Source organism: Massilia hydrophila (assembly GCF_020208145.1).
In the GTDB taxonomy this organism is placed as follows: Bacteria; Pseudomonadota; Gammaproteobacteria; order Burkholderiales; family Burkholderiaceae_D; genus Telluria; species Telluria hydrophila.
In genome coordinates, this window is the sequence record NZ_JAHYBX010000013.1 from 1 (window position 1) to 19708 (window position 19708).

Consider the following 19708-nt stretch of genomic DNA (forward strand, 5'->3'; position numbering starts at 1 on the left):
TCAAAGCCTGATGACCATAGCAAGTCGGTCCCACCCCTTCCCATCCCGAACAGGACCGTGAAACGACTTTGCGCCGATGATAGTGCTGCAACCAGTGTGAAAGTAGGTTATCGTCAGGCTAGTTATAAAGCAAAGCCCGCTCAGTTGATACTGAGCGGGCTTTTTGCGTTGCACTTGCCTTTCTTCACCTGACTTGCAACGGGGCGGGAGCGGCCCAGGCCGATGCTCCGTCGCTACCATATCCCTGCTTTACACCCCCCAAAGCACATCGGTATGGTTATCACGCGCAGCGCGCAGCATTTCCAGCAGTGGATACGCGCGCGTCGAGAAGCTGACGACCTCGATCGGCTCATGCTCGTTGTCTTCGGTTTCACCATGATGGGCGTGCACGTCGCGTTCGACCTGTTCCGACACCTGGTGCTTGCGGCTTTCCTCGATCTCGCCTTCGAGAAGCGCCACTGCGCGGGCCGCTTCTTCCGCAGTAATGACACCGCGTTCCATATCCTTGTGCAGCAAGTCCAGGATGCGCTTCGCATGCTCCTGGTACATCAGCACCTCAGGATAGGACTTTGATTTAAATTTAATCAGCATAGCTGTGCCCATTGATCTGTTAGTGACTAAACGATAACACGACTTCGAATAGCGGTCATCCCGCGCACGCACTCAGGCCTGTGGACGCCGCAGGCACCACGAAAACACCAGTGTGACCAGCGGAGCGAGGGCGGAAAAAGAAACGGCGACGACGAACCTGTCTGACCGTTCCCCCGTCAGCGAAGCCAGGCTCCATGCCAGCGCACCCCAGGACAGGCTGTTGAACATTTCCAGGATCGAGGTCAGGAAATCACTCTTCCCGCGTGCCAGATAATCGCTGCGCAAGCCGGGGCGTCCGCACCAGTGCACGATCAGGGCGGCGCTGCAGACGGCGCCGATGATGGTGAACGCCACCAGCAGCCCCGCGCCGGGAGCTCGCTGCACCAGCCAAACCAGAGGCAGCGCGACGATCGCCAGCGAGGGCAGGACCGCCGACGCCAGCTTGGCCAGGCGTACCGTGGAGGCGGGCGCTGGCGCCAGGCGTAGCAGGTCGGGTGCGTCTTCCGCCGACACCACGATCCAGGCCAGCGAAGCCGTGATGGAACTGCACAGCAGGGTGAGTCCCGCGGCGATGGCCGGCATCTGGAAGTCGCCGCGCCGGAAGATGATGAAGAACAGCGGCAGCAGGTAAACCAGCTGCAGCGCAACCTGCGAAATCAGGTGCGGGTCGCGCACGATCAAGCGCCATTCCTTGATCAGCACGCTCGTAAACAGGCTGTGTCCGAACTGGAAACGCAATCCGCCGGCAGGCTTGCGCGCAGCCCGGCCGCTCGATGCCGCCTGCTGCAGCCCGTGGACGAAGAAGCGGTGGGTACACCTCGCCGTGAAAACAAAGGCAGCCGCGGCCAGCAGGGTCGTGCCGAGTACCGGGAGCGGCTCGCCCAGCAGAGCGCGCCCTGGCAGCCATAGCGGACTGCCCGACCCGAGCACGCCGTTCGCGCCAAAGGCTTGCGTGAAAGCCTGCATCGCGCGCGTTTCCATCGACGAGGAAAAATGCGCGAACAACTGCGACAGGAGGAAGATCGAGGCACCGGCAAATGCACCGATCACCTGGGCCACGATGCGGGTGCGGCGTGCCCCGATGAGCCGCACCAGGCCCAGCGTCATCAGCATGGCGGCGCAGGCCACGACCGTGCCCATGCCGAGCATGACGGGATAGACCGCCAGCCATCCCGCATGGCCCAGCAGCGCACCTGCATGGGCGAACGGCGTCAGGAAGAACAAGTAGAGCGCTGCCGTTCCTACCGCCACGGTGCCGAGGCGTACCGCAAAGATGCTGTGCGAGGACAGGGGAGAGGACAGCAGCAGGTCGAGGTCGCCGCGCTCGAACAGCACCAGCACGCAGGACTTGAGCGCGCTGGAAAGCATGAAGCTCATGCAGCCGAACAGCAGCGCGCTCACTGCCACCAGCACCCGCGGATCGCCCTCGACGGCGCCCCCCAGCCCGTCGAGCCGCCTGAGCGCGACATAGGCGACACCGTGCAGCGCCAGCCAGGCCACGGCAATCGTCGCGAGTCCGGCCAGGCCGGGACGGCGCCTGGCCTTGCCCGGCTTGCCGGAGCCCATGGCGAACCACAGCAGGCGCAGCTCGTGCCACCACAGCCAGCCGACGCTGCCGGGGCGGACCCTCATGGCTGCGCGGTCAGCTGCAGGAACACGTCTTCCAGGCTGGCCCCGCTCGTGCGTTCGCGCAGTTCCGCTAGCGTGCCTTCCGCGATCAGCCGTCCGGCGCGGATAATGCCGATGCGCTGGGCCAGGCGCTCGGCCACTTCCAGAATGTGCGTGGTGAGGATCACCGTGCCGCCCTTGGCCACGTGCGACAGCAGCAAATCCTTGACCTGGCGCGCCGCGGCCGCATCGAGCCCGGTCAGCGGCTCGTCGAGGATCAGGAGTTGCGGTTCGTGGATCAGGGCGCCGGCCAGGGCCAGCTTCTGCTTCATCCCCCGCGAAAAGCCTTCGGTGAGTTCATGCGCGTGCGGCGTCAGGTCGAGCCAGTCCAGCAGTTCGCGCGCGCGCGGTTCGGCCTCGCGCGCGCCAACGCCCCACAGGCCGGCCACGAACGCAAGGTATTCGGTCGGTTTGAGCTTCCCATACAGCATAGGGTCGTCGGGCAGATAGGCCATCTTGCGCTTGGCGTCCTGCGGTGCACGCGCCAGGTCGATCCCGAGCACGTCAATGCGTCCGGTGTCCGGCGTCACGAGGCCGGTCACCATCCGCAGCGTGGTGGTCTTGCCGGCGCCGTTCGGCCCCAGCAGGGCATACAGCTCGCCACGGCGTACCACCAGGTCGAGGCCGTCGACGGCTGGCCGCCCGAAGGACTTGGACAGGCCAGCGGTGCGCAGCGCAGGAATGCCGAGATCGCTCATTGCGGCGCGAACGACGACAGGAACTGCGCGGTCTGTTCCGGCGGCATGGCATCCGGCTTGCCCACCACGATGACCTGGTACATGCGCGTGTCCCTGGCCAGGAAGCGTCCGACCAGCCGCACCGGCCCTCCCTGGCCCTTGCCAAGCGCATCGATGGTGAGCGCGGCGGTCTCGGGCATGGCCTTGTCAACGGCGCCAATGTTGCGCAACAGCGCCTGGCGCATCGCCGGCAAGGTGGCATGGGCCAGCGCCGCATCAGGCGCCACTGCCGTGCCGATCGCGAAGGTCGTGCCTTCCACCTCTGCCGCCGTCATCGTCATCTCGACGCGGATGCCGCCCAGGTCGACCGTTCGGGTGTGCGTTGCGGGCTTGGCCGGGAACAGGGCCTTGAAGCTGCCGTCGGGGCTGATGTAGTCGCGCCAGTTGTAGGTGGGCGAGCAGCCGGCGAGCAGGACCGCCACCGCACCGGTTAACATGAATTGTTTGATGTGCATGTAACGATGGTAACAGGAGGCGCTTCGAATGGCAGCCCCCGGCAGATGCGGGCACCGGCCAGCGTTCACTGCTCGCGCAGCGCGCGCCTGTACTGGATCGCTTCGGCGATATGCGTGGCGGCCACCTCTTGCGCGCCGGCCAGGTCGGCCACCGTGCGCGCCACTTTCAGTACGCGGTGGTAGGCGCGCGCCGACCAGTGCAGCTGCTCCATGGCGGTGCGCAGCAGGCGTTCGCCGGCTGCGTCCGGACGGCAGTGGCGCTCGATCTCGCGCGGTCCCAGGCGCTGGTTCGGCTTGCCCTGGCGCGCCAGCTGCAGCGCATGGGCGGCGACGACGCGTGCGGCAATCGCCGCGCTCGGCTCGCCGTCTGCCGCGGCGCCGATGCGCTCGGCGGGCATGGCGGCCACCGCCAGCTGGATGTCGATACGGTCGAGCAGCGGGCCGGAGACGCGGTCCTGGTAGCGCTGCGCCGCCTCGGGCGTGCAGCGGCATTTGCCGGAGGGGTGTCCGAGCCAGCCACATGGACAGGGATTCATCGCCGCCACCAGCTGGAAGCGTGCCGGAAAGTCCGCCTGGTGCGCCGCGCGCGAGATGGTGATGTGGCCGGACTCCAGCGGCTCGCGCAGCACTTCGAGCACACGGCGGTCGAACTCGGGCAGCTCGTCGAGGAACAGCACGCCATGGTGGGCCAGCGAGACTTCGCCGGGACGCGGCAGGTTACCGCCGCCGACCAGGGCCACCCCGGAACTCGTGTGGTGTGGATTGCGAAACGGGCGCTGGCGCCAGCGTTGCGGCGAAAAACTGCCGGCGATCGACTGCACCGCCGCCGCTTCCAGTGCCTCCTCGTCGCTCATCGGGGGCAGCAGGCCGGGAAAGCGCGCCGCCAGCATGCTCTTGCCCGCGCCCGGAGGACCGATCAGCAGCACCGAATGGTTGCCGGCCGCCGCCACCTCGAGTGCGCGCTTGGCCGTATGCTGGCCCTTTACCTCGGCGAAGTCCGGATACTCGGGCGCCGCGGCGCCGGGCAGGGCGGCATGACGCGCCAGGCGCGGCTGCCCGGCGCCCTGCGCGAAGTGGGCGCAGACTTCGAGCAGGGTGCGCGCCGGATAGACCGCAGCATCGCTCACCAGCGCCGCTTCGTCGGCATTCTGGTGCGGCAGGATAAAGGCGCGAGGGCCCCCTTCGCCGTCATTGCCGGCCTGCTGGCGCCGCATCGCAAAGCTCATCGCCAGCGCGCCGCGCACCGGTCGCAGCTCGCCCGACAGCGACAGTTCACCCGCGAATTCGTAGCGCGCCAGGGTATCGGTGCGGATCTGCTGCGAGGCGGCCAGGATGCCGAGCGCGATCGCCAGGTCGAAGCGGCCGGACTCTTTCGGCAGGTCGGCCGGCGCCAGGTTGACGGTGATGCGGCGCGGGGGAATCGTGAAGCCGGAGTTCTGCAACGCCGCGCGCACGCGGTCCTTGGCTTCACGCACTTCCGCATCGGGCAGGCCGACGATGGTGAAGCCTGGCAGGCCATTGGCGAGGTGGACTTCGACATTGACCGCTGGCGCGTCCATGCCGGCGAGGGCGCGGCTTCGTAACACGGCGAGACTCATGGGCATCCTGACGAGGTGGGACTCGCAGGATGGTCGCATCGCCTGGCGGCAGGCTCGTTGAGCGCACCCAAGCATGTGCTCTTTCAGTTCGCGTTCGTGTGCCAGGTACTCCTACGGTTCTCCAGTCTTGAGGACAAGCGCGTATTCAATGGCCGGTTACTCGTCGGGAGTCGCCGCTATCAGGAGGTCGGCAACGACGTCACCCTGAAGTGGGCCATCTACAAGTTCAGCGAATTCACGCATCTGGTTTCGTAGTTCGGCCATGCGTGCAGTAGGTTCGGGTTGTGTGGCCCAGAGGAGTTTGGATGGCCATTGGGCATACGCGAAATAATGGCCGTCGGTACACCGATGCAAACGCGACCCGAGACCGCCTCGTTCATCGCGGACAAGTTCGGTGAGTTCGAGCCAGGCGCGCTCGAAGTCTCGCTCATGACCAGAGGCTACTTTCCATCTAAAGTAAATCGCGTGCATCGCATCCTGTCGGGTTGTCGCCAATCTCGCCGTTCGAGTCCATATAGCCTGCCCAGGGGAAAAATTCACCGACTGTCGCCGCGGAACAGGCCGTCAGCGATGTCTTTCAGCGTTATGTAACAGGTCCAGAGCCGCCGGAATGGCAGTGCCAGGTAAAACGTAACGCGAATACGGAACCCCTTTAATGGGAGGCAGGTCACAGTCGCGCTTGAAGCCAAGAGCGAGGTACAAAGATAGCGCGTTCGCCATGATTGGGCTCGTATGGAGTCCAACCACTGGGGCGCCAATATCGTGTGCACGCGCAAGGGAGGCGGCAACCAGTTGTTTGCCTATCCCTTGACCGCGATGTTGGGGAGCGACCACGAGCATGCGAATAATCGACCAATCGTCGGGAAAAATTCGATTCCGGAGTCTGCCTGGACCGACATGCACTACCGCCCCCACGATCGTTTCGCGCTCGGCAATGATCAAGTCGGCGTCACCTGCAAGGTCCGCCATACACCCAATTCCGTCGCGAAAGCTTGTCCAGTCGTCGTACTCATGCTCGTACTGAGCAAATGCCGCCAGCGCGACCGCATTGACACTGTCGCGGTCTGAAGGGGTGTATTCCCGCAATACTATATTCATTGTGCCTCCACTTATCGATGATGTCGGTCCACGCGTTTCAATGTGCGCTCCTGGCAGAACCGGCCGCTTATAGCGTCACCGCATGTTCCAGATAACATCCCGTCGACCAGGCCAACTTCAGATGTCGCGCAGGGTCACGACAGGCATGCTCAACGCGCGCTTGTCCCTGAAGAAAACAATATCGAACAGGGCCGCCGCGCCGACCACTTCCTTTCCGATCTGCCGCAGGAGGGCGGCCGCCGCTTCGATGGTGCCGCCGGTGGCCAGCACGTCGTCGACGATCAGCACGCGCTGGCCTTTGATGCGCTCCGGCTGGATCTCGATGGTCGCGCTGCCGTATTCGCGCTGGTAATCGATGCTGATCGATTCGCCGGGTAATTTACCGGCCTTGCGCGCCATGGCGAAGCCGACTTTGTGTTCCAGTGCAAGCGCGCCGGCAATCATGAAGCCGCGCGCGTCCATGGCCAGGATGAAGTCGAAGTGCAGGTTATCGGTCCTTGCGTGCAGGGTCTCAATCGCAAGGCGCCAGTGTTCAGGGTGGTCGAAGATGCAGCCAACGTCGATGAAATTGACGCCCGGTTCCGGGTAGTCCTGGAAAAATTCCAGAGGAACGCTGTTGAAATCGTTCATGTGCGTGTATGCCTTGCGGGCCAGCGAATGGTGAATGAACCAATTATCGCTGGTTCGGGCGCAGGCTGCTCTCCGGTGACTGTTCGCCACATATCAACCCCGTGCTTCCTGCAAGTTTGGCAAAAAAACGTCGTTCATTCCCGAATTCCCGCTTCTGGTCGCAAAAAATCTGGCATTACCCTGGGTTATCGGTACATTATCTGCACGCAATATTTGCCTGCATTCGCTCATGCAGTGACCAGGCAGCGAATCATTCAATAGAATATGGAGAACAGTAGATGCTATCGATCAAGCAGCTCAACAAGACCTACGCGAATGGCGTGAAGGCCATTAACGATGTCAGCCTCGAGATCCCGAACGGGATGTTCGGCCTGCTGGGCCCGAATGGCGCCGGCAAGTCCTCGCTGATGCGCACCATCGCCACGCTGCAGGATCCCGATAGCGGCAGCATCCATTTCCATGGCCTCGACGTCCTGCGCGACAAGGAGGCGCTGCGGCGCCAGCTCGGCTACCTGCCGCAGGATTTCGGCGTGTACCCGAAGGTGAGCGCGGAGCGTCTGCTGAACCACTTCGCCATCCTGAAGGGCCTGACCGGCAAGGGCGAGCGCAAGGAAGCCGTGGAGGCCCTGCTGCAGCAAACCAACCTCTGGGAAGCGCGCAAGCGCGCGCTCGGTACCTATTCGGGCGGCATGCGCCAGCGCTTCGGCATCGCCCAGGCCCTGCTCGGCGCGCCGCGCCTGGTGATCGTCGACGAACCTACCGCCGGCCTCGATCCGGACGAGCGCAACCGCTTCCTGAACCTGCTGGCCAAGATCGGCGAGCAGGTGGTGGTGATCCTGTCGACCCACATCGTCGAGGACGTGACCGACCTGTGCCCGCGCATGGCGATGATCGCGCGCGGCACCGTGCTGCTGCAGGGCGAGCCACAGGCCGCGATCGACACGCTGAAGAACCGCGTCTGGCGCCGCACGGTCGGCCAGGACGAGCTGGCGGACTACCAGGCGCGCTTCAATGTGCTGTCCACCCGCCTGGTGGCGGGCCGGCCGCAGATCAACGTGTATGCCGAGTCCCAGCCCGACGGCGGCTTCGTCAGCGTCGAGCCGGACCTGGAAGACGTCTACTTCCTGCAGGTGCGCAATGCCGGCCGCGCCACGGCAGCGCCGGCCGCGGCCTCCGCCGCCAGCGCCGCAGCGTCCACGGTCGCAGCGTAAGGAGCGGACATGTTGAGGGAATTCTTCAAGTTCGAACTGGCGACGCAGCTGCGCCAGCCATTGCTCTGGGTGTGCGCGCTGATCTTCGGCGCGCTGGCCTTTGGCGCTTCCACCACCGACGCGGTGCAGGTCGGGGGCAGCATCGGCAACGTCAACCGCAACGCGCCAGTAGTGGTCGCCCAGATGCTCGGCGTGTTCAGCCTGATGTCGATGTTCGTGGTAACCATCTTCATCGCCGGTACCGTGCTGCGCGATAGCGAAGTCGGCATCTCCGACATGCTGTTCGCCACCCCGATGAAGAAGCGCGACTACCTGGTCGGGCGCTTCGCGGCCGGCCTGCTGGCCTGCCTGGTGATCTTCGGCGCCGTCATCGTCGGCTTGATGCTGGGGCCCCTGATGCCCTGGGTCGACGCCCAGCGCGTCGGTCCGTTCGCGGGCGCCGCCTATGCCTGGGGGATGGCCGTGCTGGTGCTGCCGAACCTGCTGCTGATCGGCGCGCTGCTGATGCTGCTGGCCGCGACCACCCGCTCGATCATGTTGGTGTATGTCGGCGTGCTGGCCTTCTTCATCCTGTGGATCGTGGCCGGCACCTTCACCTCGGACATCGACAACGAGTGGATCGCCGTGCTGTCCGATCCCTTCGGCATGCGTGCGCTGGGACGCGCCACGCGCTACTTCTCCGCCGCCGAATCGAACGCCGGCCTGCCGGACGTCCAGGGCTACCTGCTGGCCAACCGCCTGCTGTGGTCGGCCGTCGCGCTGGTGCTGTTCGGCCTGACGCTGGTCCTGTTCAAGCCGCAGCGCGCCGGTACCGGCAAGCGCCTGTTCGGCAAGGCCAAGGCGCCGGTCGCGGCCGCGGCCGCGCCGGCCCAGCTCAAGCTGCCGCGCATCGAGCCGCGCTTCCCGGCCTCCACCCGCTGGATCCAGTGCTGGCATATCCTCGCCTTCGACGCCACCGCCGTGTTCAAGAGCGTGCCCTTCCTCGTGATGCTGCTGTTCAGCGTGCTGAACCTGGTCGGCAGCTCGGTGCAGATGGGCGAGATCTTCGGTACCACGGTCTATCCGCGCACCCACCTGATGGTCGAACTGCTCAATGGCAGCTTCACCTTCATGCTGCTCATCATCGTCACCTTCTATGCCGGTGAACTGATCTTCAAGGAACGCCAGGCCCGCATCGCCGACGTCACCGACGCCATGCCGATGCCGAACTGGGCGCCTTTGGTGGCCAAGAGCCTGGCCCTGGTGGGCGTGATCGTGGCCTTCCTGTTCACCGGCGTACTGGCGGCGATCGTCATCCAGCTGGTCAAGGGTGGCGCGGCGCCCGAGCCGATGGTCTATCTCTCCAGCATGCTGGTCAGCGCCGCTCCCTTCATCCTGATGGGACTGTTCGCCGTGGTACTGCAGGTCGTCACCAACAACAAGTTCATCGGCTACCTGCTGATGATCCTGTTCATGGTGTCGCAGATCGTTGCCGGCATCCTGCACTTCGACCACAACCTGTACAACATCGCCGGCCTGCCGCGCACGCCGTACTCCGACATGAACGGCTTCGGCCACTTCCTGCAAGGGTGGGGCTGGTTCGTGGCCTACTGGAGCCTGTTCATGCTGGGCGCGCTGATCGTGGCCCAGGCCTTCTGGGTGCGCGGCCTGTCCTTCGCCTGGCGTGAACGGGTACGCGAAGCGGGTCGGCGCCTGAAGGGCGCGCCGGGTGTGGCGCTGGCTGTGTGCGGCATCGCCTTCGCCGCCACCGGCGCCTGGATCTTCCACAACACGAACACGCTGGCCGGCTACGAGCCGGGCAACGTCGCCATGGACAAGCAGGCGCAGTACGAGAAGGCCTACCGCAAGTACAAGGACATGCCGCATGCGAAGGTCACCGACGTGCGCGCCGCGGTGGACATCTATCCGGAAGAGCGCCGGCTGCTGATCCGCGGCAGCTACGTGCTGGAGAACAAGACCGGCAAGCCGCTCGACATGCTGCCGCTGCAGGTCAACGCCGATGTCCAGACCACCTGGAAGGGACTACCCGCGCACCAGGTCGTCGTGGCGGACAAGGAGTCTGGCTTCAGCGTCCTGAAGCTGGCGCAGCCGATGGCGCCAGGCGCGCGCCTGCCGCTGGAATTCGTGGTCGACGTGCGCCGTCCGGGCTTTTCGAACGGGGGCCGGGCCGACACGATCAACCTGAACGGCACCTTCTTCAACAACCGCGAGTTCTTCCCGCAGCTGGGCTACCAGCCGGGCTTCGAACTGCAGGACCGCAACGAGCGCCGCAAGCGCGGCCTGGGCGAGCCGCAGCGCATGGCCAGGCTGGAAGACACGGCCGCGCGCCAGCACTCGATGTTCGGGCCGGAAGCGGACTGGATCAGCTTCGAGACCACGGTCTCGACCAGCGGCGACCAGGTCGCGCTGGCGCCGGGCTACCTGCAGAAGTCGTGGAAGGAAAACGGCCGCAACTACTTCCAGTACAAGATGGACCAGAAGATGATGCCGTTCTTCGCCTACCTGTCGGCCGACTGGCAGGTGAAGAAAGGCGCGTGGCGCGGCATCCCGATCGAGGTCTACCACGATCCGAAGCACGCCTACAACGTGGACCGGATGATCGCGGGCACCCAGAAGGCGCTCGACTATTTCAGCGCCAACTTCACGCCCTACCAGCACAAGCAGGTGCGGATCCTGGAGTTCCCGAACTACCAGTCCTTCGCCCAGTCCTTCGCCAACACGATCCCGTTCTCGGAATCGATCGGCTTCATCGCCGACCTGCGCGACAAGGAAGCCATCGATTACGTGTTCTACGTAACGGCGCACGAAATGGCGCACCAGTGGTGGGGCCACCAGGTGACCGCCGCCAACGTGCAGGGCGCAAGCATGCTGATCGAATCGCTGTCGCAGTACTCGGCGCTGATGGTGATGGAAAAGGAATACGGCCGCCACCAGATGCGCCGCTTCCTGCGCTACGAGCTTGACCGCTACCTGCGCTCGCGCGGCAGCGAACGGATCGAGGAGCTGCCGCTGGTCCGCGTGGAGAACCAGGACTATATCCACTACCGCAAGGGCAGCCTGGTGTTCTACCGCCTGCGCGACGAGATCGGCGAGGCGCCGCTCAACCGCGCCCTGAAACGCTTCCTGCAGGACAAGGGCTACCAGGAGTCGCCATTCACGACCTCCAGCGAGCTGCTCGACTACATCCGCGCCGAGGCGCCGGCCGACAAGCACGCCCTGATCGCCGACCTGTTCGAGAAGATCGTCTTCTACGATAACCGCGTGACCGAGGCGAAGGCCAGCAAGCGCAGCGACGGCCAGTGGGACGTGACGATGAAGCTGCACCTGGCCAAGATGGAGGCCGATGGCCATGGCAAGGAGTCGGCCCGCATCTACGACGAGCCGGTGGAAATCGGCATCTTCGCGCGCGCCGACGGCGCCAAGGAGAAGGACGAGCGCGTGCTGTTCCTCGAGAAGCGCGTGCTCACCGGCGACAAGCCGGTCCTGACCATCACGGTCAAGGACAAGCCTTTCGAAGTGGGCGTCGATCCCTACAACAAGATGATCGACCGCGTCTCGCGCGACAACCGCAAGAACATCACCATCGAGTGATGGGGATGGGCCGGGAAGCGCAAGGCTTCCCGGCCTAGAACAGCACCAGCGGATTCTTGGTCAGCGCCACCGCCACGATGTAGGCGAAGCAGGCCAGCGCTGCGGCGAACGCGGCGCCGCGCACGCCGCGCGTGCGGCCGCGCTTGAGCGCGATGCTGCCGAGGACAATGTAGGCCAGCAGCGCCGCCACCTTGGCCGTCAGCCAGGGAAACTGCCCCGGATACTGCCGGCTCCAGACCGCCAGGCCGATGGCGCTGGCCAGCAGTAGCGTGTCGACCAGGTGGGGGGCGATCTTCACCCAGCGCGCCTGCAGGCGGCTGGAGTCGGACAGCATCCAGATGCCGCGGACCAGGAACAGCAGGCCGCTCAGCGCGGCAAGGTTCATGTGCAGGTGCTTGAGAGCGATGTAGGACATGACGGGGCAGGGTAGTGGAAGACCCGCTCAGTATGCCTCAGCTGCACTCCCCGACATAGTGGCATTCGTCGCAGCGGGTGCAGCCGTCCACCTTGCGCAGCGCGCGGGCGCCGCATTCGGGACACTTCGCTCCGCTGGCGGTGGGCAGGGCGCCGGCGCTGGTGGGCGCCTGCGGCCCGGCGTCCGGCGCCGTGCCGTGGCTGCGTTCGGCCAGGCGGCGCGCCAGTTCCGGCACCCCTACCTGGTTGCCCCAGGCGTCGAGGAAGCCGCGCCGGATCAGCACGCGCTGCAGCATGAAAGCGATCGCCGCCACTTCCGAGTCGTGGTAGACCGGCACCTGGGTGCCGTCCTCGCGGGTGAGCGTGCCGCAGCGTACCGGGCCTTTTTCCCACACCACGTCGCGCATGTCGGCCAGCGCCCGCGCAATCGGGCCACCGGCGCGCGCCACCATCGACAGCAGGCGCATCGACGCGGTGATCCACTGCTGTCCGCCGGTGCGCTGGCTGGATGGCATGAAGAACTCGAAAGGCCGCTCGATCGTCACCGGACGGCCCTCATGCACGCCCTCGGTACGGATGAAGCTCACGGTAATGTAGGCCGTCTTGCGCCCTTCCTGGGTCGAGTACTCGATCTTCGAAGTCACCGATTCCAGTTCGCCCAGCGGCCGGCGGTCGAAGCGCTTGCGCAGCGGGTCCTCGTCGGGCAGGTCCGCCGCCGGCTGCGGTTCGCCGGTGGACAACACGCTGCCCAGCACCGTGTTGGGACGGTAGGTGGACAGTCCCTTCAGGCCGGCCTGCCAGGCCTGGGTATACAGGGCGCGGAAGTCCTCGTAGGGATAGTCCTCGGGCACGTTGACGGTCTTCGAGATCGCCGTGTCGATATAGGGCTGCACCGCCTGCACCATGCGCAGGTGGTCGAGCGCGCGCATCTCGAGCGCGGTGACGAAAGCGGGTGGCAGCACGGCGCTGTCGTGTCCGAGCTGGCGGTACAGGCGCCAGGCGTGGTCCTCGACGGCGTAGCTGCGCCAGCCGCCGTCGGCCGTGCGCTTGCGGCGCTGGTAGCTCCAGGCATAGGGCGGCTCGATGCCGTTGGAGGCATTGTCGGCGAAGGCCAGCGAGATGGTGCCGGTGGGCGCGATCGACAGCAGGTGCGAGTTGCGGATGCCGTAGCGGCGGATCGCCTCGCGCAGCCAGTCCGGCAGGCGCGCCGTGAAGCGGCCTTCCAGGTAACGCTCGGCATCGAACAGCGGGAAAGCGCCGTACTCGCGCGCCAGCGCGACCGAGGTGGCGTAGGCGGCGTCGCGCAGCGTCTCGGCGATGCGCGCCGCCATCGCGCGGCCGGCGTCGGAATCGTAGCGCAGGCCCAGCATCGCCAGGGCGCTGCCCAGGCCCAGGAAGCCAAGTCCGATACGGCGCTTGGCGCGCGCCTCGAGCGCCTGCTGCGGCAGCGGCCATTCGGTGGCGTCCAGCACCAGGTCGAGCATTTCCACCGCCACCGCCGCCACTTCGCAGAAGCGTTCGAAGTCGAACTGCGGATCGGCGCCGAACGGGTCGCGCACGAAGGCGGTGAGGTTGAGCGAACCGAGGTCGCAGCAGCCGTAGTCGGGCAGGGGCTGCTCGCCGCAGGGGTTGGTGGCGCGCAGGCGCTCGGCGTACCACAGGTTGTTCTCGGCGTTCATCCGGTCCACGAACAGCACGCCCGGTTCGGCGTGGTCGTAGGTGGAGGCGATGATGCGGTCCCAGAGTGCGCGCGCGCGCACGTCGCGGTAAACCCAGCGGCCATCGTCCAGGCGGCGCGCCGTGGCCATGTCTTCCTCGCCCGGTTCGGCACGATGCACCAGCGCGAACATCTCATCGGCTTCGACCGCGTGCATGAAGGCGTCGGTGACCCCGACCGAGATGTTGAAGTTGGTCAGGCCTCCTGCGTCCTTGGCGGCGATGAAGCGCTCGATGTCCGGGTGGTCGATGCGCAGCACGCCCATCTGGGCGCCGCGCCGGGCGCCGGCCGATTCCACCGTGCGGCACGAGGCGTCGAACACTTCCATGTACGAGACCGGGCCTGACGCGCGCGAGCGGGTGCCGTGGACCTTGCTGCCCAGCGGGCGGATGGCACTGAAGTCGTAGCCGACACCGCCGCCCCGGCGCATGGTCTCGGCCGCTTCGGCCAGGGCGGTGTAGATGCCGGGCAGGCCGTCCTCGCTGCCGGAGATGGAGTCGCCTACCGGCTGGACGAAGCAGTTGATGAGGGTAGCTTGCGAGTCCAGGCCGGCTGCCGAGTTGATGCGTCCGGCCGGAACGAAGCCTTGTTCCTGCGCCCAGAGGAAGCGTGCTTCCAGTTCCGCGCGCCGGGCGTCGGGTTCGTCCGCTTCGTCAGGATAGGCGACTGCAGCGAGGGCGCGCGCCACGCGCCGGCGCACATCGCCGATGCCGCTCTCATCGCCCCTGGCGTATTTTTCGCGCAGGACGTCGAGCGAGACTTCCTGCGGTGCGAGCAGCCCGTGGGCCAGGTCGCTTGCCTGCATGTCAGGCAGTCAAGACTTGTCGATGATGATGTGCGGCGCGGCCGGGTCGGTGGCGCCGTCCAGCGGGCCGGACGCCGCAGCCGAGGCCGCAGGAGTGGCGGTGCCCGATCCGCCAGGCTGGCCGGACAGGCGCGCTTCCAGCTCCACCACGCGCAGTTCCAGCGCTTCCAGCTTGGCGCGGGTCTTGGCCAGCACCTGGGCCTGGATGTCGAACTCTTCGCGGGTGACGAGATCGAGCTTCGAGAAGCCCTGGGTCATGATGGCCTTGACGTTGCGCTCGATGTCCTTGGCCGGCGAACTCTCCAGCGCCTGGTTGATCTTGCCCTGCAAGTCGTTGAAGAAAGTATTCATATCCATTTCCTAGTTTTGCGAAACGATGCACCGCCATGGTGCGTCGGCTTCCGCTTTGGTGCGCCGTTCGTTGCCGGATGGCCGGCGCAGGGGTTGCCCGGGTTGTTCGAATCGCAAATGGGGCGGATGGCTGAGAAAACAAGCGCCGCATTGCGGTTTTTCGGCTGGCACGCATCCTGCTAAAGAGTTGTCAGGCGTGTAGCAAACAGGATTGTAAACCGCAACGCCCCCCGTCACGGCAGGGCTGTTGAATATAAGGGGAATGTCATGAAGTGCAACACAAGTGCAGCAATCTGGGCCGTGCTGGCCCTGTCGGGAGCGCCAGCGTTCGCACAGGAGTCCGCACCGGCAGGCGCACCGGAGCACGCAGTCAGCTACAACGCCGCCATCACCAGCGACTACCGTTACCGCGGCCTGTCGCAAACCCGGTTCGACCCGGCGCTGCAGGGCGGCGCCGACTACGTGCACGGCCCGACCGGCCTGTACGTGGGCACCTGGCTGTCCACCATCAAATGGACCAAGGATCTCGGCGGCGACGGCAACATCGAATGGGACCTGTACGCAGGCAAGCGCGGCAGCCTGGGCGAGTCCGCCACCTACGACATCGGCGGCCTGTACTACTGGTATCCGTCGAACGGCCTGCAGCCGCGCGCCAACACCTTCGAGCTGTATGCGCGCCTGGGCTTCGGGCCGGCCTACGTCAAGTACTCGCATGCGACCACCAACCTGTTCGGCACCGCCGACAGCAAGGGCAGCGGCTATGTGGACGTCGGCGCCGACCTCGATGTCGGCAACGGCTTCGTGCTGAACCTGCATGCCGGGCACCAAAGGGTCGCCCACAACAGCGCCTACTCGTATGCCGATTACAAGGTCGGCCTGAGCAAGGAGATCGGCGGGGCGACCCTCTCGCTGGCCTGGGTCAAGGCGAATACCGAGGCCTACCTGAGTCCGCAGGGCAAGAACCTCGGCAAGTCGGGCGCGGTCCTGAGCCTGTCGAAGATTTTCTAGAAGCAAATAAAGAGGCAAGACATGAAAATGATTACCGCCATCATCAAACCCTTCAAGCTCGACGAGGTGCGCGAAGCGCTGTCCGAGATCAGTGTGCAGGGCATGACCGTGACCGAAGTAAAAGGCTTTGGCCGCCAGAAGGGCCACACCGAACTCTACCGAGGCGCCGAGTACGTGGTCGATTTTCTTCCGAAGATCAAGATCGAGGCCGCGGTGGACGATGCCGTGGTCGACCAGGTCATCGACGCTATCTCGGGCGCGGCCCGCACCGGCAAGATCGGCGACGGCAAGATCTTCGTGGCCGACCTCAACCAGGTCATCCGTATCCGTACCGGCGAGACCGGCAACGACGCACTGTAAGGGGAATGCGATGAAGCTCACCATTGGCAAGATCCTGGGCGGCCTGGCCGCCGCCGGCCTGGCGCTGCCGGCCCTGGCCGCGCCCACCATCAACAAGGGCGACACCGCCTGGATGTTCGTGGCCACGCTGCTGGTCATCATGATGTCGATTCCCGGCCTGGCCCTGTTCTACGGCGGCCTGGTGCGCGCCAAGAACATGCTGTCGGTGCTGATGCAGGTGTTCATGGTGTTCTGCCTGATCATCGTGCTGTGGTGCCTGTACGGCTACTCGCTGGCCTTCACCGAGAACAACGCCTTCATCGGCGGCTTCGACCGTGCCTTCCTGAGCGGCATCTTCGACGCCAGCACCGGCAGCTTCAGCCAGGCCGCCACCTTCAGCAAGGAGACCATGATCCCCGAGTTCATCTTTGTTGCCTTCCAGGGGACTTTCGCCGCCATCACCTGCGGCCTGATCGTGGGTGCTTTCGCCGAGCGCGTGCGCTTCGGCGCGGTACTGCTGTTCATGGTGCTGTGGTTCACCTTCGGTTACCTGCCGGTGGCCCACATGGTCTGGTTCTGGGCCGGTCCGGATGCCATTTCGGACGCCGCCACGCTGGCCACCGTCACCGGGAACGCGGGCTTCCTGTGGCAGCACGGCGCCCTCGACTTCGCGGGCGGCACCGTGGTCCACATCAACGCGGCGGTGGCCGGCCTGGTCGGCGCCTATGTGATCGGCAAGCGCATCGGCCTGGGCCGCGAGGCGATGGCCCCGCACTCGCTGACCATGACCATGATCGGCGCCTCGCTGCTGTGGGTGGGCTGGTTCGGCTTTAATGCCGGCTCGGCGCTGGAAGCGGGCGACGTGGCCGCGCTGGCCTTCATCAACACCCTGCTGGCCACCGCGGCCGCGGCCGTGGCCTGGATGTTCGGCGAGTGGGCTTTCAAGCGCCAGCCCTCGCTGCTGGGCGCGGTGTCGGGCGCGGTCTCGGGCCTGGTGGCGATCACCCCGGGCGCAGGCTTTGTCGGCCCGATGGGTGCGCTGGTGATGGGGCTGCTGGCGGGCGTAGTGTGCCTGTGGGGCGTGACCGGCCTGAAGCGCCTGCTGGGCGCCGACGACTCGCTCGACGTGTTCGGCGTGCACGGCGTGGGCGGCATCCTGGGCGCGCTGCTGACCGGCGTGTTCGCCGCACCCTCCCTGGGCGGGCAGGGCGTGTGGGACTACGTCGCCAACAAGGCTTCGCCGGACTATTCGATCGCGGGACAATTACTGGTGCAGGCCGAAGCGGTGGGCATCACCATCGTGTGGTCGGCAGTGGTCGCCTTCGCCGCCTTCAAGCTGGTGGATGTGCTGGTGGGCCTGCGCGTGCCGGCGGACCAGGAGCGCGAGGGGCTGGACATCACCAGCCACGGGGAGTCGGCGTATCACTTGTGACAGCCCGTTCGCCGGTACGCTCGAGATGCTGCAGGAAGGCCGTTGCGACCGGCGACAGTTTCTTCCCTTTCCGGTACAGGGTCCACCAGTTCGACTGCACCGGGAACCCTGCGACCGGGAGCACGGCCAAGTGCTCGTCTTCCGGGTGCTCGCCCAGTGCATGGCGTGAGATGACACCGAGGCCCAGGCTGGCCGCCACCGCCTGCTTGATCGCTTCGTTGCTGCCCAGCTCCATCCGCACATCGGGCCGGAAGCCGAGCGCCTTGAAATGGTTGTCGCAGGCGAGCCGGGTGCCGGACCCTTTTTCGCGCAGGATGAAGCGCAGCGGCGCCAGTTCGGCCAGGGCGATGCGCTCGCGCCCGACCAGCGGGTGCGCGGCCGAGGCCACCACGTCGAGCGGATTGCCCAGGAAGGCATGGCGCTCGAGTTCCAGGTCCTCGGGCGGCATCGACATGATGTAGAGGTCGTCGAGGTTGTCGCGCAAGCGCCTCAGCACGCCATCGCGGTTGAGCACTTCGAGCGCGATGTCGATGTCCGGGAAGGCGGCGCAGAAGCTGCCGAGCAAACGCGGCACGAAGTACTTCGCGGTACTGACCACCGACAGCCGCAGCCGGCCGCGGGTCATGCCCCGGATGCCGTCCACCTGCTGTTCGAACGCCGACCACTCGTCCATCATGGCGCGCGCCGTGTGCGCCAGCGCCTCGCCCGCCGCCGTCAGGTACAGGCGCTTGCCGACTTGTTCGTACAAGGGCAGGCCCACGCCCTCGGCCAGTTCGCGCAACTGCATCGAGGCGGTCGGCTGGGTCACATGGCAGGCGCGCGCCGCTGCCGTTACGCTCAGGTGCTCGGCAAAGGCAAGGAACAGGCGCAATTGACGGAAGGTGGCATTCATAGAGTTTTCCCTATTTTTCTCATCAGAATAATCGATTTTTCTTTATTGTTGCAGGCGGCTAGGATGCAGGACTTTCGTTCCTATTCCTGCCAGCATGCATAGCTTCCTCGACCCGGCCATCCTGTTTTTTGCCTTCGGTATCCTTGCCGGCTGCCTGAAGTCGAACCTGGAAATTCCCCAGCCGATTTCCCGCTTCCTCTCGCTCTACCTCCTGATGGCGCTCGGCCTGAAGGGCGGTTTCGCGCTTGCGCAATCCGGCCTCACGGCCGACATCGCGGCCAGCCTGGGGGCTGCCGTCCTGCTGGCGATCGTCATTCCGCTGGCTGCCTACCAGCTGCTGAAGCGCTTCGTCTCCGGCTTCGATGCGGCGGCGGTGGCAGCCACCTATGGTTCGGTCAGCGCGGTCACCTTCATCACCGCGACCCAGTACCTGGATGTCCAGCAGATCGCCTACGGCGGGCACATGGCGGCCGCGATGGCCCTGATGGAATCGCCGGCCATCGTGATCGCCGTCGTGCTGGCGAACGCCTTGCGCCAGGCCGGCGCACCGGTGGTGGCGTGCGGCGGGAGTGCGGCCGCAACGCTGGGTGGGCCGGGTCCGCGCGTCGGATTGGGAAAGATCCTGCATGAATCTTTCACCGACGGTACCCAGTTGCTGCTGCTCGGCGCCATGCTGGTGGGCCTGCTCACCGGCGAAGCGGGGAAGGCGGCCATGGCGCCGTTCTCGATCGACTTGTTCAAGGGCATGCTGGCCTTCTTCCTGCTCGACATGGGCTTGCACACCGCGCGCAATCTCGGCAAGCTGCGCGGCCAGTCGGGCTGGCTGCTCGCCTACGCGGCGGGCGCGCCGGTCGTGCATGCCAGCCTTGCGCTGGGGCTGGCAGTGCTGCTCGGCCTGTCGGCGGGGAATGCGGCGCTGCTGATGGTGCTGGCGGGAAGCGCGTCCTACATCGCCGTCCCGGCCGCGCTGCGCTTGTCGATTCCGGAGGCCAGTCCGTCCCTGTACTTCAGCATGTCGCTGGGAGTGACCTTCCCCCTGAATATCCTGCTGGGGATTCCCGTCTATGCCTGGGCCGCTGTTACCGTGCTGGGATGATTGCTCGCCTGGCAATCGCGCCTTTAAATCGGCTTGTTCGTCCCTATATGATCGTACCGATATAATTCGAACAAG

The 19708-nt window shown here is 65.7% G+C and carries 17 protein-coding genes, 1 rRNA gene and 1 pseudogene; 7 read left to right on the forward strand and 12 right to left on the reverse strand.

Going from position 1 to position 19708, the window contains the following annotated elements; genetic code table 11:
• Positions 1-6: 6 nt before the first annotated feature.
• Positions 7-119: ribosomal RNA gene (gene rrf, locus LE190_RS20465) — 5S ribosomal RNA — on the forward strand.
• 130 nt (positions 120-249) lie between these two features.
• On the opposite strand, the gene LE190_RS20470 is transcribed toward rrf, so the two are convergent.
• The 8 genes from LE190_RS20470 to LE190_RS20505 all read right to left on the reverse strand — a co-directional run bounded on the left by LE190_RS20470 (position 250) and on the right by LE190_RS20505 (position 6867).
• Positions 250-591, reverse strand: coding sequence for a DUF1840 domain-containing protein (locus LE190_RS20470; protein WP_225240441.1), 342 nt, complete (start codon positions 589-591; stop codon positions 250-252).
• 72 nt (positions 592-663) lie between these two features.
• Entirely contained in the window at positions 664-2223 is a 1560-nt protein-coding gene (locus LE190_RS20475; RefSeq protein ID WP_225240442.1) for a hypothetical protein, read from the reverse strand.
• Positions 2220-2957: an ABC transporter ATP-binding protein gene (locus LE190_RS20480; protein WP_225240443.1), complete on the reverse strand. Its 738-nt coding sequence runs from the start codon at positions 2955-2957 to the stop codon at positions 2220-2222. Before LE190_RS20480 ends, LE190_RS20475 begins: the two co-directional genes overlap by 4 nt.
• Positions 2954-3451 (reverse strand): hypothetical protein, encoded by a 498-nt coding sequence (locus LE190_RS20485; protein WP_225240444.1) that lies wholly within the window; start codon positions 3449-3451, stop codon positions 2954-2956. The genes LE190_RS20480 and LE190_RS20485 overlap by 4 nt, the downstream gene beginning before the upstream one ends.
• Positions 3452-3516: 65 nt before the next feature.
• Positions 3517-5049 carry a YifB family Mg chelatase-like AAA ATPase gene (locus LE190_RS20490; protein WP_225240445.1) on the reverse strand — a complete coding sequence of 511 codons (1533 nt, stop codon included), beginning with the start codon at positions 5047-5049 and terminating at the stop codon, positions 3517-3519.
• A gap of 156 nt (positions 5050-5205) precedes the next feature.
• On the reverse strand, positions 5206-5520 hold the full coding sequence (locus LE190_RS22050) for an antibiotic biosynthesis monooxygenase family protein (RefSeq protein WP_225240446.1): 315 nt from the start codon (positions 5518-5520) through the stop codon (positions 5206-5208).
• Between the two features lie 93 nt (positions 5521-5613).
• On the reverse strand, positions 5614-6147 hold the full coding sequence (locus LE190_RS20500; protein WP_225240447.1) for a GNAT family N-acetyltransferase: 534 nt from the start codon (positions 6145-6147) through the stop codon (positions 5614-5616).
• Positions 6148-6264: 117 nt separating this feature from the next.
• Positions 6265-6867 (reverse strand): adenine phosphoribosyltransferase, encoded by a 603-nt coding sequence (locus tag LE190_RS20505; RefSeq protein WP_225240448.1) that lies wholly within the window; start codon positions 6865-6867, stop codon positions 6265-6267.
• 188 nt (positions 6868-7055) lie between these two features.
• Here LE190_RS20505 and LE190_RS20510 point away from each other — a divergent pair, with 188 nt between their 5' ends.
• Both LE190_RS20510 and LE190_RS20515 read left to right on the forward strand, forming a co-directional pair.
• Positions 7056-7988, forward strand: a complete 933-nt coding sequence (locus tag LE190_RS20510) for an ABC transporter ATP-binding protein (protein WP_225240449.1) — start codon at positions 7056-7058, stop codon at positions 7986-7988.
• 9 nt (positions 7989-7997) lie between these two features.
• The gene (locus tag LE190_RS20515; protein WP_225240450.1) at positions 7998-11579 is read left to right on the forward strand and encodes a M1 family aminopeptidase; all 3582 of its coding nucleotides are present in this window, start codon (positions 7998-8000) and stop codon (positions 11577-11579) included.
• A 34-nt stretch (positions 11580-11613) separates the two neighbouring features.
• Here LE190_RS20515 and LE190_RS20520 read toward each other — a convergent pair whose 3' ends face one another.
• From LE190_RS20520 to LE190_RS20530, 3 genes and pseudogenes are all read right to left on the reverse strand, one after another.
• On the reverse strand, positions 11614-11994 hold the full coding sequence (locus LE190_RS20520; protein WP_225240451.1) for a SirB2 family protein: 381 nt from the start codon (positions 11992-11994) through the stop codon (positions 11614-11616).
• Between the two features lie 37 nt (positions 11995-12031).
• Positions 12032-14515 carry an adenosylcobalamin-dependent ribonucleoside-diphosphate reductase gene (locus LE190_RS20525; RefSeq protein ID WP_225240452.1) on the reverse strand — a complete coding sequence of 828 codons (2484 nt, stop codon included), beginning with the start codon at positions 14513-14515 and terminating at the stop codon, positions 12032-12034.
• A 123-nt stretch (positions 14516-14638) separates the two neighbouring features.
• Positions 14639-14872 (reverse strand): annotated as a pseudogene (locus LE190_RS20530) (accessory factor UbiK family protein); the annotation flags it as partial.
• A 261-nt stretch (positions 14873-15133) separates the two neighbouring features.
• Between LE190_RS20530 and LE190_RS20535 the strand changes: the two are divergent.
• Genes LE190_RS20535 through amt form a run of 3 tightly spaced genes read left to right on the forward strand, consistent with a single transcriptional unit; the run spans position 15134 to position 17645 of the window.
• A complete protein-coding gene (locus tag LE190_RS20535) occupies positions 15134-15874 on the forward strand; it encodes a TorF family putative porin (RefSeq protein WP_225240454.1) in 741 nt (246 codons plus the stop codon).
• Between the two features lie 21 nt (positions 15875-15895).
• On the forward strand, positions 15896-16234 hold the full coding sequence (gene glnK / locus LE190_RS20540) for a P-II family nitrogen regulator (RefSeq protein WP_225240455.1): 339 nt from the start codon (positions 15896-15898) through the stop codon (positions 16232-16234).
• A gap of 10 nt (positions 16235-16244) precedes the next feature.
• A complete protein-coding gene (gene amt / locus LE190_RS20545; protein ID WP_225240456.1) occupies positions 16245-17645 on the forward strand; it encodes an ammonium transporter in 1401 nt (466 codons plus the stop codon).
• Here amt and LE190_RS20550 read toward each other — a convergent pair.
• Complete coding sequence (locus LE190_RS20550) at positions 17611-18537, reverse strand: LysR family transcriptional regulator (protein WP_225240457.1); 927 nt, start codon at positions 18535-18537, stop codon at positions 17611-17613. The two genes, amt and LE190_RS20550, sit on opposite strands and share 35 nt — an antisense overlap.
• A 94-nt stretch (positions 18538-18631) precedes the next feature.
• On the opposite strand from LE190_RS20550, the gene LE190_RS20555 reads away from it, so the two are divergent.
• Entirely contained in the window at positions 18632-19633 is a 1002-nt protein-coding gene (locus LE190_RS20555; RefSeq protein WP_225240458.1) for a sodium-dependent bicarbonate transport family permease, read from the forward strand.
• Positions 19634-19708 lie beyond the last annotated feature (75 nt).

Excerpts from the sequence above, each read along its gene's own strand:
- LE190_RS20480 (WP_225240443.1), bottom strand. The coding sequence starts at position 2,957 with ATGAGCGATCTCGGCATTCCTGCGCTGCGCACCGCTGGCCTGTCCAAG.
- LE190_RS20555 (WP_225240458.1), top strand. The coding sequence starts at position 18,632 with ATGCATAGCTTCCTCGACCCGGCCATCCTGTTTTTTGCCTTCGGTATC.
- glnK (WP_225240455.1), top strand. The coding sequence starts at position 15,896 with ATGAAAATGATTACCGCCATCATCAAACCCTTCAAGCTCGACGAGGTG.
- LE190_RS20500 (WP_225240447.1), bottom strand. The coding sequence starts at position 6,147 with ATGAATATAGTATTGCGGGAATACACCCCTTCAGACCGCGACAGTGTC.
- LE190_RS20475 (WP_225240442.1), bottom strand. The coding sequence starts at position 2,223 with ATGAGGGTCCGCCCCGGCAGCGTCGGCTGGCTGTGGTGGCACGAGCTG.
- LE190_RS20470 (WP_225240441.1), bottom strand. The coding sequence starts at position 591 with ATGCTGATTAAATTTAAATCAAAGTCCTATCCTGAGGTGCTGATGTAC.
- LE190_RS20490 (WP_225240445.1), bottom strand. The coding sequence starts at position 5,049 with ATGAGTCTCGCCGTGTTACGAAGCCGCGCCCTCGCCGGCATGGACGCG.
- LE190_RS20525 (WP_225240452.1), bottom strand. The coding sequence starts at position 14,515 with ATGCAGGCAAGCGACCTGGCCCACGGGCTGCTCGCACCGCAGGAAGTC.
- LE190_RS20515 (WP_225240450.1), top strand. The coding sequence starts at position 7,998 with ATGTTGAGGGAATTCTTCAAGTTCGAACTGGCGACGCAGCTGCGCCAG.
- LE190_RS22050 (WP_225240446.1), bottom strand. The coding sequence starts at position 5,520 with ATGCACGCGATTTACTTTAGATGGAAAGTAGCCTCTGGTCATGAGCGA.
- LE190_RS20510 (WP_225240449.1), top strand. The coding sequence starts at position 7,056 with ATGCTATCGATCAAGCAGCTCAACAAGACCTACGCGAATGGCGTGAAG.
- LE190_RS20535 (WP_225240454.1), top strand. The coding sequence starts at position 15,134 with ATGAAGTGCAACACAAGTGCAGCAATCTGGGCCGTGCTGGCCCTGTCG.
- LE190_RS20485 (WP_225240444.1), bottom strand. The coding sequence starts at position 3,451 with ATGCACATCAAACAATTCATGTTAACCGGTGCGGTGGCGGTCCTGCTC.
- amt (WP_225240456.1), top strand. The coding sequence starts at position 16,245 with ATGAAGCTCACCATTGGCAAGATCCTGGGCGGCCTGGCCGCCGCCGGC.
- LE190_RS20550 (WP_225240457.1), bottom strand. The coding sequence starts at position 18,537 with ATGAATGCCACCTTCCGTCAATTGCGCCTGTTCCTTGCCTTTGCCGAG.
- LE190_RS20520 (WP_225240451.1), bottom strand. The coding sequence starts at position 11,994 with ATGTCCTACATCGCTCTCAAGCACCTGCACATGAACCTTGCCGCGCTG.